Source organism: Streptomyces marokkonensis (assembly GCF_008312835.1).
In the GTDB taxonomy this organism is placed as follows: domain Bacteria; phylum Actinomycetota; class Actinomycetes; order Streptomycetales; family Streptomycetaceae; genus Streptomyces; species Streptomyces marokkonensis_A.
On record NZ_VSKS01000024.1, the window covers coordinates 26,505 to 39,201 of the forward strand.

The window sequence follows — 12,697 nt, forward strand, 5'->3', positions numbered from 1 at the left end:
TCTCGTGACGACGATTACGACGCGTACGGTCGAGTATCCGGCCGACGGTTTGACGATGATCGGGCACCTCGCGCTCCCGGCCGGTGTCGACCGCCGGCCCGCGGTGCTGCTCGGACCCGAGGGCATGGGGCTCAGCGACGTCGAGCGCCGCCGAGCCGATGCTCTCGCCGAGCTGGGATACGTAGCGCTGGCCTTCGACCTTCACGGCGGGCGCTATTTGGGCGATCCCGAGGAGATGCTGGCCCGTTGCCTGCCGCTGCTCGCTGATCCCGACCGGATGCGGGGCATCGGCCATGCGGCGCTCGACGTGTTGCGCACCGAATCGCGGGCCGACCCCGACCGGATCGCCGCCATCGGCTACGGCACCGGAGGCGCCGTCGGGCTGGAACTCGGGCGAGCCGGCGTCGACCTGCGCGCGATCGGCACAGTCAACGCAACTACCACGGGCCGACCGGGCGAGGCAGCGCGCATTCGCTGCCCGGTGTGGGCCGGGGTCGGGTCGGAAGACCCGATCATGCCGCCCGCGCAACGGAGCGCGTTCACCGCCGAGATGCAGGCCGCGGGCGTCGACTGGCGCCTCACTGTCTACGGCGGCGCCTTGCACGCCTTCCACCACCCGCCGGTCGACCACCCCACGGTCCCCGGCGTCGGCTACCACCCACAGCACGCGCAGCGAGCCTGGCGCGACATCGTCGACCTGCTCGCCGAGTGCCTGCCCGTGACGGAAGATCCGCGGGCATGACCCAGGCAAACAGCCTGGCGTCAGGCCTGGTCCGCGTCGGGCACTCACCTTCCCCTCCCCTCAAGTCCCCATAGCAGAACCACATTCGGGCGGATGCTCGACCACGGAGACGCGTTCGCAACTGCCGCAGTAGATACCGGATTTACTGCGATGGAGCCCCTGCCGTGATCGTCGCGACCTGCAGCGGTCCGTTCCGGCCGCCAGGGCGAGTTCTACGCATCTACTGCGGCCGCACTGTGCTGACCACGTGCGAAGTCACATCAAGATCTACTCATTGCCCCTTTGGCGCGTATCTCGGCTGGATCCCTTGGATGGGCGGTGACGTCCGTGGCACACATGTGAGTGTCGCGGCGGCCACCGCGCCCACGGCGAGCTGGCCCATGCGCACGGATTCCGGGGGGAGCCGGGCCTCGAGGACTACTTCACGCGAGACTTCGCACGCGACATCGGTGCCGAGATCATGGGCGGCAACAAGTGTCATGCCGACATGACGCTTCGAGGGTCAGTGGTCGATTACTTCGGGCACGGGAGTCTGTTGGTATACGGCCAACGCCCACTCAGTCCCGCGTCGCACATAAACACTCGACATCAGTGCCGTGAACGCCGGCTCCGCGCCTTCCCGATACGCTCGCCCACGATAGACCAGGACAGCAGATGATTCACTCAGCGGAATAATCCGCTCCTCAGTGATCTCGTAGGTTCGCCAGGGCGGCGCTTCACTCAGCGAATCGATGACATCCTGCCGGTGGAAAACATGGCCGTGCGCGAGCACCATGACGCCGTTCTCCGTCATCAACCGACCATAGAAATCTCCGCCGGTGCCATCGCACAGGGACCGCCAACCGCGATGCTCAAGCTCCAGAAGCTCGTCCAAGTCCATGCGCCGACCCTACCCGCGTTCTCCGCCCTCAACCGAACAGCCGCTCCTGTAGACGATCAGTGAATCTGCGCACCAATCAACCCACCCGAGCAATCACACGCGACCCGCAAAGTCGCCCATCTCCATAGCACTGGGGCGCCCGCGTTCTTCTCTGGAGCGGAACCGCCGGCCCTGCCTCACTCACGCTTTCCACCAGAAGCTGAAACGGCGGTCGGGTGCTGACAGTGGGGTCGCACGCAGCAATAGCGGCTGTCTTCCTCCCATCATCGCGCCGCTGAGGGATAGCACCTATCCCCGGTCGCAACTCTGGTCGCGTTTCAGGTCGCGTCGGGGTTCGTCGGTGAGGGCTTTGGGCATAAGCTCACATCGGCAACAAACTACGCCGACTCACCCCGGAGCCGTTCCGCCTTCCCCGACCTCATACCCGGGCGATGCCCACCACGAGGCGCGGCTACCTCTTCCTCGGCACGCCACCGCCGCGGCCCTCGCCATCTGGCTCCGCACATGAACTCCTACGCGCCCCAGCAGTAGACGCTGTGGTTATGGCGCGGGGCGCTACTGACGAGAGCAGCGCGCGAAGTGGCGCCACGCGGTCGCCGCCGGGTGGGGTTCAGAGCTTGTCGGCCGCTCGGACCCGGTTGAGGTGGACGAGGACGTCGTAGGCCCGGCCGATCGCGAGGGTGGGCAGGGGGTCGGGGGTGAAGGTCGAACCGGCGTCGTAGACCGGCCGGGGCCGGTTGAGCCAGGTCCGGGTCTCGGCGGGTGCCGCCCGCAGGTCCACGTAGAAGTCTCGGTACCCGACCCGGTCCAGGGTGTGCTCGTGCATGCCGGGGCGCGCCGCCGGAACGGTGATTGGCTTCCAGTCGCCGTCGAGGGAGGCGTCTTTGGTGAGGAAGGAGCCGCCGGCGAAGGTGAAGCCGATCGCCGCGTAGTTGCGGCCCAGGCAGTCGCGCAGCACGGTGCCCTGGGTGCGCGGGTACATATGGGGATGGGTGGACAGGTAGCCGACGTGGCCGTTGTGGGCGGACAGCAGCATCCTGTGGCCGGTCTGGCGCTGCCACCACAGCACGTTGTCGGCCATGGCCTGGTCGCGCAGGCCCTCCGCGGCCGTAACCGAGGCCGGGTCCGCGAGGTCGACTGTGGCGAAGGCGAAGGTCTGCGCGATGTTCCGGGCGTGCTGCACGGTCCACGCGTAGTCCTCGCCACCGGCCTCATGGGGCCCGGCGACCAGGTCGAGGGCCTCCTTGGCCTGCGCGGCGTTCTCCTTGCGTTCCGGGAGCGGCTTGCGCAAGTGGGTGAAGATGTCGTCGAAGGGGCGCAGCCCCGCGTACAACTCCGTCAGCCGGGGCAGTGCCTCCGGCCTGGCCGTACCGACGAACGACAGGACTCGTTCGAAGATGTGGTCGCCGAGTTTCGGTGCCCCGAGGTCGTCACCCATGAAGTGGACCCGGCGGTCGGGGTGGCGGGTGTTGTAGTCGCGCATCCAGCCGATCAGACGGACGAACTCCTCGCGCTCCCAGGGGGATCCGGCCAGCGTCTCCCGTGCGATCCGCCGCGGATCCCCGGGGCCGCCCTGGAGGTACTCGTCGATCCTGAGCCCGGCCGACCAGCTCATCTCCAGGGCGAAGGTGGTAAAGCCGCGTTGCTCGACGAGGTACTGGAAGATGCGGTGCTTCATGGCGAAGAACTCGTGCGAACCGTGCGTGGCCTCGCCGAGGCCCACCACTTCCGCGCCTCCGACCATGGCGTCCAGAGCCCGCAGGTCCTCCGTCGAAGCACCGGGATCCGTGGAGCGCAGCGGGTGCGCGGCCCGCTCGAGGGAGCGTACGACGCCTGCGGGGGACGCGGGGGGTACGCCGGGCACGAAGGGTGGGGACGGGGCCGCGGAAGCCACCGGGGCGGCCACCGCCGTGGCGGCGAGCGCCGCCGTGAGCGCGAGCAGTTCTCGTCGGCCGGTCGACTTGTAGTACCCGTGCATGGTGATCACTCCTCGTATGCGGCGGCTCCCCGAGCCGATGAGGTGATCTTTGTGCGCTGCGGCGCGGACCGCACTGAGGCCTCCCACCGTCCTGCTCCGGGGGTACTCCCCCGCAACCGGCGGGGGAATGTCCCCAGCGTCTCCGGGTGCCGCCCGGATGGTCCGGCCGGCGCCGGAACAAACAGGGTTGAACCATCAAGATGTACGAAGGAAGGAAACCCTGGATGTTCAGCATGCAGTCGGTCCGCCGCCGGGCGGCCCGCACGGCCACGGTCGGCACACTCGTGGTGGCAACGTGCGCCACGCTGATGGTCGGCAGCGCCGGAGCCATCGTCAACGGGACCGAGCCGACGGAGCACTACCCGTTCATGGCGGTGATCCCGGAGTCGGCACCCGAGCACGGGCTGTACGACGGCAACTGCGGAGCCTCGCTGATCGATCCGCAGTGGGTGCTGACGGCGGCCCACTGCCTGCGGGGCGATGGGCTTCAGCTGGACGGCATCGTCCGGATCGGCAGCCCGGAGCGGAAGTCCGGGGGAACCGTCCGGGCCATCGAGCGGACCTTCGTCCACCCCGGCTACCTGAACGGTGACGGGAAGACCGCCAACAGGGACGACATCGCCCTGGTCCGCCTCGACCGCCCCGTCTCCGAGAAACCCGTCCGGATCGCGGAACGGGCCGGACGGCCCGACACCCCGACCCGGATCCTGGGATTCGGCACCACCTCCGACACCGAACTGAATTTCCCGGAGCGGCTGCGGGAGCTCCAGACGCGCCGGGGCGCCGAGACCGAATGCGCCCCCGGATACGCAGACCGGACCCGGCTGTGCACGATCAGCCGCGTGCCCGCGGCCATGGCGTGCTTCGGGGACTCCGGCGGGCCACAACTCCAGAAGGGCCGACACGAGCGGTGGGAGCTCATCGGAGTGACCTCGGGTCCGGGCACCCCAGGTGTCCCGTGCTCGGCCGGACCGGGCCTCTACACCAGCGCGCCCGCGTACAAGGGCTGGATCCGGCAGACCATCAGGCACAACTCCTGAGCTCGGCGGCAACTGCGGAGCCGGTAGGGCGCCTGGCGGAGTGGACTCACCCGTCCGCCCGTCGTCGACCTCGCCCCTGGGTGACGCCGCACCATGCAGGCAGGTGACCGCCCTGACCGTGTGTTCGTTCGCCTGGTGGAAGAGCGGGTGACATCCGAAGGCACGGCGGGGCAGCGATGCAGCGAGCGCATCCCGGCTCCGCTATCGGTCAGCAGATCAGCTCGTGAACCATGAGAACGCTGACTCCGCAGCATCCCCCGGCCCGTCACGACGGTCGCGGACACGGACTTGTCGTAGAGGAACTTGAGCCCGCCCACGACGAGGGCCGATGATGACGGCTGTCAGGAGCACCACGGCGGCGTGCACCGACAGCAGAAGGCCTGCGACGGTAGCTCATCGGCGTCCAGGGCGCCGGTGTCCCCGCCCTACGCCGGCTGGTGCTCTTATAGTGGGCCGCGCCCCTCGTTGTGGAGCACGGTCCAGTCGTCGGGGTGCTGACCGGGCCGCACCGACCAGTACAGGAATGCTCCTGTGCCCTCCTCGAATGCCCACGGCAGGACCCGCACTCCCGCTTCCTGCAGGCCGGCTGGCTTGGCCTCGAACTCCCACAGGTCGGCCAGGATCTCGTTGCCCGGCCGCCGGTCAGGCGGGTGGCCCACCCGTCTGGTGGGAGCAGCGACCGTCGCCAGCCGCTGGATCCTCACCGCCGAAGCCGTCGCCTCCCTCCTCGAAGCCAGCGTCCCACCACCCCACGACGTCCGGCAGACCTTCGTCCGCCTCCGCGGCGGTGCCGACGGCAGTCTGACGGACCATGTCGTCGAAGAGGACGTCACGGAGTCTCGGGGTGGCGTGGGCCTTGCCGCAGAGGCGGACCCCGTAGGAGGAGGGGTAGAGGGCGCGGCCGTCGCAGTGCCACAAGTTCAGGACGCGGAAGCCTGGCTGCTGCCCTGACCTGCTATAAGAAGCTCGCGAAACGTGCCACGTGAGACAACCTCTAAGTCGTGAAAGACTGGGTCAGTGTGCTGATATGGGAAACCGGTAGGTCATGCCCTACCGGAAGCCCATCTCGGTGGGCAGGTATTCCCACTGAATGCCGGTGTGCAGCACGGACAGGATGCCGCAGAGAACCCGCCGATCCGGTAGGGCTTGCGTCCCGGATACCGGAACCGCCGTTGCTTGCACGGCAGCAGCGGTCCGATCCGCTCCCACAGCTCATCCGACACGATCCATGGTGAAGCCCCCATGTGATCAGAATGCTCAGCCCACCTTGCGGACACCACAGCCAGGACCAAGGCGCCTCACTGCGTTGACCGTTGTTAGCCGGAATGCGACATCACCCGTGAAGAGCAAGGGTGCAGTCGCGGATCTGCCAGCCAGCTCTCGATGAGACCTGCTGGACTGATCGCGAAACGCGCTGCCTTCACAGGACGGAACGCCATGCAGGCAACCACTACCGCTTCAGTCAACGGCAAACTCTTACCCCCTCGGTCCCCGCTGATGGAGTGGCTGGCCGTGGTCTCGGTGATGCTGGGAATCTTCGTCATCGTTACCACCGAGATCCTGCCGATCGGTCTGCTGACCTCGATCGGATCCAGTTTCACCGTCTCGGACGGGATGGCTGGACTGATGATGACCGTACCGGGCTTTCTGGCAGCGATCGCCGCTCCACTGGTCACCGTGGCCACGGCACGCTTCGACCGCCGACTGATGCTGTGCGTCTTCATGCTCTTGCTGGCACTGGCGAACTTCCTTGCCGCCGCGGCACCCGACTACTGGCTCGTACTGACCTCCCGGATCATGGTCGGGATCACGATTGGCGGCTTCTGGTCGATCGGAGCCGGGTTGGCGGAACGACTCGTGCGGCCGGCCTCGGTCGGCAGGGCAACTGCTGTGATCTTCTCTGCCGTCCCGCTGGGATCCGTCCTCGGCGTGCCGACGGGCACCCTCATCGGAGATCTCGCTGGATGGCGAACGGCCTTCACCGTCATGGGAGCTCTGACGGTCGGCGTACTGGTCATGCTGCTCTTGTTCGTGCCGCCCCTTCCTCCGGTCCAGGCGACACGGCTGGGCGTGCTCAACGGCGTGCTCCGCAACATCAACACTCGCTTCGCACTCCTGCTGACGTTCCTTGTTGTGCTGGCTCACTTCGGCACCTACACCTACGTGACACCATTTCTGGAACAGGTCAGCCACGCCAGCAGTGGTCTGATCACTACATTCTTGCTGCTCTATGGTGCCGCCGGCATCCTCGGCAACTTCCTGGGCGGCGCCTGGGTGGCCCGGTATCCGCGGACCGTCTTCGGGCTCGCGGCCGCCCTGATCGCCGCGGTGACCCTCCTGCTTCCAGCGTTGGGCCGCTGGGAGACCGGCGCAGTGATGCTGCTCATCATGTGGGGCATCGCGTATGGCGCCGTACCAGTCGCGTCGCAGACCTGGTTCTCCAAGGCGGCACCGCACGCCCCGGAAGCGGCATCCGTCCTGTTCACCGCCTCTTTTCAGGCAACGATCTCGATTGGTGCACTCGTAGGGGGAGTCATCCTGGACCGCACCTCTCCGTCCGCGGTCATGTTGCTGGGTGGTTGCACCGCAGTGCTCATGGTCCTGGCAGTAGGAACACGCCCCGGCGGGCCGGACTGCAACAAGCGGTCCTGAACGCGTAAGCCGGCGGCCGCAGGACTCCGAGTCCGTGTTTGCGTACGCGCCGAAGATGCGCATCGTGGCCTCGAGCCACTGCTTGGCTCTACGAGCCCTCGAGAAGGCCTTCACCTGAGCGTCTTCGCCAACCACCACGGGCTTGGAGAAGTGAGCCAACGACAGGCGACGACACGGTAGCGGAACCCCACATGCCGGCACTGGGCCCGCCCGACGTCTCCCTCTCCCCCGCCGGTGTCCCCGCCTCAGCGGCTTCACGCCGAATTGAGGTAGTGGGCGGCGTCGTGAGCCCTCGCCGGAGTCTTCCTCCGCGGAGCCAGGAGGAAATTCGCCAACAGTTGCCTCCGTGCCGTGTCGCCGTCAGTGCGGCGATCAGCCGCCGCGGCACCGAGCACGGCTCTGGCCTGGACACCCAACGCTGGGAACGCGCGTTCGCCCATCTGTACCAGTTCCGCCGCCTGCGGATCCGCTGGGAGGTTCGTGACGACATCCACGAAGCGTTCCTCATTCTTGGGTGCGCACTGATCTGCTGGCGGCGCCTGAATCCATCGCACCAGGTGTTTTTACAGTTCGGCGTCGCCCCACTCCTGGACGACCACCTCGTCGCCGACCGACAGCTTCCCCGGCCGTAGCACGGAGAATTTCGCGCCGAACACCACGCCCCCGCTCGCCGCTCGCCGGTAGCCTGCGAGCGTTCGCAGGGGCTCCCGCCCCCGCCGCGCTCCGACCTCCTGCTCAACCAGAGTGACCGCACAGCGCACCGCGAGCTTGGCATAGCCCAACTCGGCACCGCCGATGGTGATGCGGCGTGCGCGGTCCTCGGCGTTCGGTAGGGCTGCCCAGTCGCCACCGTCGCTGTCATGATCGTGACCGTCGTGGCTGTCGACGACGATGTTCGGGCGAAAGCGGTTCATCGACAGGGGCGGGGCGCCACGCTCGGCCATCCGCCGGTTGAGGAGGGTGAGGGAGGCCCGGGACAGCAGGTGCACGGCGCTGCTGTCGGCATAGCCGGAGGGGCCAGAGGTCAGGCCGTCGGCGACCCGGTCGTGCTCCGGCGGCACGCGGACCAGACGGCTGGGGGCGCCGAGGACATCCGAGAGCCAGGCGGCGACGGCGTCACCCTGGTCAATCCCCTGGAAGGCAGCGCCGAACAGATCGACGTCGCGGCGCGGCGCGGACGTGGTCACGTCGAGGCGCACCGTGCCGTAACGGCCCGTGCCGTCGGCCGAGTCGAGCGTGAGTCGAGTGCCGTCGGCGCTGACGGCGGGCCGGATCAGGGCGAGGCGGGGGTGGCGGCGCTGGGTGCGGTAGACCCCGTCCTCGCTGATGACCATGAAGCTGCGGTCGTGCGCGAGGCCCGCCAGCGTGAGGAGCGCGTCGCTCATCGACGTGCCTGCGCATCCCTTGATGGGGTAGCAGATCAGATCCATGACGTCGGCCATGTGCCGCCTCCTTCGATCGACGGCCACATTAGAACGTCAGTCTTGACGAGGTGACGTCATCAGTCCCGAAGCGATCCAACCACCTTGGAGATCATTTCGTTCGGAGTTCTACAGGTGATCTCATTTGGCCTGTTCGATGGTCTGCCGGTGTGGGGATCGTGGAGCGGCTGGTGCCGGATGAGCTGCGGGAGTGGTTCCAGCGGGTGGCGCCGGAGGCGCCGACACGGAGACCGGGAAGTGCTGGCCGCGATCGTGTTCGTCGCGACGTCCGGTTGTACGGGGCAGCAGTTGCCGTCCGCTTCGTTCGGGCCGTCGGGAGCCACAGCCCACCGGCAGTTCACGGCGTGGTCGAAGGCCCGAGTGTGGGCCAAGCTCCACGGCCTCGTCCTTGAGGAACTCGGTTCCCGCGGCGAGTTGGACTGGTCCCGTTGCGCTATCGACTCGGTGAACATGCGAGCCCTGAAAAGGGGGAGCTGACAGGTCCGAATCCTGTGGACCGGGGCAAGTACGGCTCGAAGATCCACTTGATCACCGAGCGGACCTGTCTGCCACTGTCCGTCGGCGTCTCGGGCGCCAACGTCCATGACAGCCAGGCTCTGATCCCGTTGGTGCAGGGCAGACCGCCGATCCGGTCCCGGCGCGGACGACGCCGGCGCGGGCCCGGCAAGCTCCACGGCGACGAGGGCTACGACTACAACCCAGTCGCAGTTCGTGAACAAGTCCAGTTCGCCGCTTCATCGAAAGCTCGGCGGTCGCGGTTCAGGTCCCGGGCGAGGCGGTGGCGGTTCAGTTCGAATCCAGGTGAATTCCCGGTCGCGCCGTCGGCGGGCGGTGCGACCGGGACGCGGCTCAGCTGATCGGGCCGAAGATCTCGGTGCGATCGAAGTCGGTGTCCATGCCGTCCAGCACAGCTCCCAGTTGCTTCTCCTCGTACCTGAAGTGCGTCTCCATGACCGCCTCGATCCCGTCCAGGTGGCGGTGCGCCACCTCCGGGTCGGTCGAGTCGGCCACCGCCTTTTGCAATCCACCGATGAGGTGCTCGATCATGTTGTGGTCCTGAGTCAGCTTCGCGACCACCGGCGCCAGGTCGGGCCGCGCCCGTAGGAGCTCCGGGAACAGCGAACCGTCCTCGGCGCGATGGTGGCCGGACAGAGCAGCGCAGAACCCGTGGCAGAACAACAGCAGGTCGGTGGCGGCGTCAGCGGGGTCGCCGCCGTCCAGTCCCGCCCGCGCCAGCGCCAACGCATTGCGCAGCTTGCCGTGCACCCGCTGCAGTTCCCCGCCCCAGGCGGTGACGCGGTCATTGGGCAAGAACGCCCTCCCGTCGTAGCCAGGCCGCGCACGCGGTCGTCCAGGACGCAGTGTGCGGCTCGCGCGCAATGAACTTATGCGGCTCGCCACCGTATTCCACGCCGTCGGCCAGGCCGATGCCGTGGCTGCCGCCCGGGTAGACGTGCAACTCCACCGGTACCGCGGCCGCCGCCAGCGCCCGGGTCCACTCCAGGGCGTTGGGCAGGCCCGGCGGGTCCTGAGCGGTGGCCCATACGAAGGTCGGACACACCGACGCGTCCACATGCTTGGCCGGGGACAACTCGTCCTTGATGGGCAGCAGGTCACCGAGCAGGTTCTCGACCACTGACGGCGGCAGCAGGTCGAGGTCGGCCAGCGCATAGGCCAGGATCGCGAAGTCCGGTCGGGGCGGGTCGGCGACGCCCTCCTCGATGGACAGGACCCGGCCGGTCATGAGCAGGCCGGCGAGTTGGCCGCCCGCGCTTGATCCGATGACGCCGACCCGGCCAACGTCGAGGCCGTGGTTGCCGTTGCGAATGTGGTCCAACCCTGCCCGGGCGTCTTCGAGCGGGGCCGGGAACCGGTCCGGCAGCAGCCGGTAGGACAGGACGAAGGCGTGGATACCGAGGCCGGACAGCCAGCGCGCGTAGCCTTCGCCCTCGTGCGGTGGAAGTTCCCGGAAGCCGCCGCCGGGCAGGACGAGGACGGCGGGTCGGGGGCCGAAGAACCCGTCCTCAGCGGGGTAAAGCGTGACCTTCTGTGAAATCCGGGTGGGAATGGCCGGAGCCACCTTTCGATACGACGCCTCCATGCCTGACGATCCATCGCCACCGGCACGCGACGCTGCCTGAAACTATAACCGCCAGGTCCAGGTGGGCGGTTGCCACACCCTGACGCCATGGCGTCAGGGTGAGTACGCAGTCTCCGAGGACCGCGAGTCGGCGTCATCGCCTCACACTGCGCTCTCGGCAACGTCAAGCGCGCCTTGCGCAGGCCGCCTTCTCAAGCAGTCGGGTGGCGGCCCCTCCGACGGGGATGCCGGCTACTCACAACACCCGCGAAAGGCACACACCGATGCACCGCAGCGCGTCACGGGCCGGGGCGCCGGCCCTCCGGAATGCGACACAACCTGCGGGGGACACGGGTCGGGGTCGGCGAGGGCCCGGTTGGCCGGTGGTGCGCCGCAGCACGGACCAGATGCCCTCGAAGGGTTGAGGTCGGGCGCGTAGGGCGGCAGCTGGAAGACGGTGAGCCAGTCGCGGTCGGTGATGTGGCGGCGCATGCCGGCGGTGAGGTGGGTGTTGAGGATGCCCCTATGTTGCGTCAAGCGGCAGAAGGCGAGGCGGCAAGGGCCGAGGTCGGCTGGATGTGACGGTAGTTCTCGTGGGCGACGTAGCGTTTGAGGCAGCGGATGATTTCGCGTTTCGACATCCTCGCCTGCGACGGCCGGGGCCTGCGTGCGGCCGTCCTCGTCACACCGCACCGGTCGAAGCGGTAGACGGCGGCGACGAAGTCCGCGATCCGCTTGTCCGGGCCAGCAACTGCCACTGCCCGTCGGCCTTCTCCAGCATCACGTCACCGAACGGGCCGCACGGCGACTTCGGCCAGTGCCCCACGACCAGTCCCGGGCCAGGTCCCGGCAGCGGCGATCCGCCCCGGATCCGCAGGGCGTTCCTCACCACGCTCGCACCTTTCCTACGGAGCAGCGCTGGGTGCCATGGCGGCCGTCGCGGGGAGCATCGCGCTCCCGGCAGCCCTCGCTTCAGCCACCGAGGAGATCCCCGGCGGCGTCCGGCTCGAACAGGGCGGTGTCACTTCTGGAGGACGAACCTGGGACGGGACGTCGAAGTGCTCCCGCCCCACAAGCTGGCCCCCTTCACCGGCGCCGACAAGGGCTGGTACGGCGGCAACCACACAGCATGGTCAAAGTGCACCCGGGCCCGCCGAGAGCGGGCTGTCGGCGTGAGCGAGAGCGACGACAGCAACGATGGTGGACGGCTTCTACCGGGCCGATCCCGTCGCCTCGCAGGCCATAGACAGGTCAGGGGAGCAGTTGGCGCACGAGGGAATCGGCGGCCCATTGCTCCCAGCGCGCTGGTGACCAGCCCCGACCGGTGACAAGCAGGGTGTAAGTCTCGGGGCCGAGGACGGTCATGGCGACGTCGGCGGCTGATTCGGCGGTCTGACTGTCGCGCAGCCCTGTCTGGGTCTTAGCGATGAGGGCTTGGGCGAAGCGGTGCTGGACGGTATGCCGCTGGTTCAAGTTGGTCTGCCACAGCTCGGCGAGCTCGGGTTCGGCTGCCGCGGCGCTGCGTAGGACCTCCAGCAGGGGGGTGGCACGTTCGAGGATGCGGCGGGCGCCGGCGGCCTGGAGGCGGAGCTGGGTTGCGGGGTCGGGTTCCTTGAGGACTGTGCGGGCCCAGGGGCGGTCGAGGGTCGCGATGGGATCTGCATCGCCTGCGACAGCGGCGTCCACAACCTCTTTGAGCAGGGCGCGTTTGCTGCCAAAGGTGAAGTACACGGTCTGGGTGCCGACCTCGGCGGTGCGAGCGATGCCTTCGATGGTCGTGCCCGTCCAGCCGCGTTCGGTGAAGAGACGGGCGGCGGCGTCGGTCATGCGCTGCCGGGTACGGCGGGCTTTCTCGGCCCGGGTGATGGGCGCAGCCACCAGGG

Annotated in this window: 11 protein-coding genes and 5 pseudogenes; 6 read left to right on the plus strand and 10 right to left on the minus strand. The window is 68.1% G+C overall.

Annotated elements, in window-relative coordinates:
* Positions 1–4: 4 nt before the first annotated feature.
* Entirely contained in the window at positions 5–742 is a 738-nt protein-coding gene (locus tag F1615_RS30660) for a dienelactone hydrolase family protein (protein ID WP_149552319.1), read from the plus strand.
* A gap of 365 nt (positions 743–1,107) precedes the next feature.
* A pseudogene (locus F1615_RS30665) lies at positions 1,108–1,217 on the plus strand (dihydrofolate reductase family protein); the annotation flags it as partial.
* A 27-nt stretch (positions 1,218–1,244) separates the two neighbouring features.
* On the opposite strand, the gene F1615_RS30670 reads toward F1615_RS30665, so the two are convergent.
* Both F1615_RS30670 and F1615_RS30675 read right to left on the minus strand, forming a co-directional pair.
* Positions 1,245–1,622, minus strand: coding sequence for a nuclear transport factor 2 family protein (locus tag F1615_RS30670; protein ID WP_149552320.1), 378 nt, complete (start codon positions 1,620–1,622; stop codon positions 1,245–1,247).
* A 610-nt stretch (positions 1,623–2,232) separates the two neighbouring features.
* On the minus strand, positions 2,233–3,600 hold the full coding sequence (locus F1615_RS30675; RefSeq protein WP_149552321.1) for an erythromycin esterase family protein: 1,368 nt from the start codon (positions 3,598–3,600) through the stop codon (positions 2,233–2,235).
* Positions 3,601–3,824: 224 nt separating this feature from the next.
* Here F1615_RS30675 and F1615_RS30680 point away from each other — a divergent pair, with 224 nt between their 5' ends.
* A complete protein-coding gene (locus tag F1615_RS30680) occupies positions 3,825–4,640 on the plus strand; it encodes a S1 family peptidase (protein ID WP_149552322.1) in 816 nt (271 codons plus the stop codon).
* A 443-nt stretch (positions 4,641–5,083) separates the two neighbouring features.
* Here the strand turns inward: F1615_RS30680 and F1615_RS30685 are convergent, their stop codons facing one another.
* Entirely contained in the window at positions 5,084–5,344 is a 261-nt protein-coding gene (locus F1615_RS30685; protein ID WP_244328912.1) for a hypothetical protein, read from the minus strand.
* A 352-nt stretch (positions 5,345–5,696) separates the two neighbouring features.
* Positions 5,697–5,884: pseudogene (locus F1615_RS36005) on the minus strand (transposase); the annotation flags it as partial.
* Positions 5,885–6,077: 193 nt separating this feature from the next.
* Between F1615_RS36005 and F1615_RS30695 the strand changes: the two are divergent.
* Both F1615_RS30695 and F1615_RS36580 read left to right on the plus strand, forming a co-directional pair.
* On the plus strand, positions 6,078–7,292 hold the full coding sequence (locus tag F1615_RS30695) for an MFS transporter (protein WP_149552323.1): 1,215 nt from the start codon (positions 6,078–6,080) through the stop codon (positions 7,290–7,292).
* A 368-nt stretch (positions 7,293–7,660) separates the two neighbouring features.
* A pseudogene (locus tag F1615_RS36580) lies at positions 7,661–7,834 on the plus strand (IS5/IS1182 family transposase); the annotation flags it as partial.
* 21 nt (positions 7,835–7,855) lie between these two features.
* Here F1615_RS36580 and F1615_RS30705 read toward each other — a convergent pair.
* Positions 7,856–8,734 (minus strand): MOSC domain-containing protein, encoded by an 879-nt coding sequence (locus F1615_RS30705; protein WP_149552324.1) that lies wholly within the window; start codon positions 8,732–8,734, stop codon positions 7,856–7,858.
* 149 nt (positions 8,735–8,883) lie between these two features.
* Between F1615_RS30705 and F1615_RS30710 the strand changes: the two are divergent.
* Positions 8,884–9,429: pseudogene (locus tag F1615_RS30710) on the plus strand (IS5 family transposase); the annotation flags it as partial.
* A gap of 154 nt (positions 9,430–9,583) precedes the next feature.
* On the opposite strand, the gene F1615_RS30715 reads toward F1615_RS30710, so the two are convergent.
* The 5 genes and pseudogenes from F1615_RS30715 to F1615_RS30730 all read right to left on the minus strand — a co-directional run bounded on the left by F1615_RS30715 (position 9,584) and on the right by F1615_RS30730 (position 12,692).
* The gene (locus F1615_RS30715) at positions 9,584–10,045 is read right to left on the minus strand and encodes a hemerythrin domain-containing protein (RefSeq protein ID WP_149552325.1); all 462 of its coding nucleotides are present in this window, start codon (positions 10,043–10,045) and stop codon (positions 9,584–9,586) included.
* On the minus strand, positions 10,035–10,835 hold the full coding sequence (locus tag F1615_RS30720) for an alpha/beta hydrolase (RefSeq protein ID WP_149552326.1): 801 nt from the start codon (positions 10,833–10,835) through the stop codon (positions 10,035–10,037). Before F1615_RS30720 ends, F1615_RS30715 begins: the two co-directional genes overlap by 11 nt.
* Before the next feature lie 364 nt (positions 10,836–11,199).
* Positions 11,200–11,330 (minus strand): annotated as a pseudogene (locus F1615_RS36585) (transposase); the annotation flags it as partial.
* Positions 11,331–11,347: 17 nt separating this feature from the next.
* The gene (locus F1615_RS35800; protein ID WP_167533909.1) at positions 11,348–11,572 is read right to left on the minus strand and encodes a hypothetical protein; all 225 of its coding nucleotides are present in this window, start codon (positions 11,570–11,572) and stop codon (positions 11,348–11,350) included.
* A gap of 493 nt (positions 11,573–12,065) precedes the next feature.
* The gene (locus F1615_RS30730) at positions 12,066–12,692 is read right to left on the minus strand and encodes a TetR/AcrR family transcriptional regulator (RefSeq protein WP_244328913.1); all 627 of its coding nucleotides are present in this window, start codon (positions 12,690–12,692) and stop codon (positions 12,066–12,068) included.
* Between the last annotated feature and the right edge of the window lie 5 nt (positions 12,693–12,697).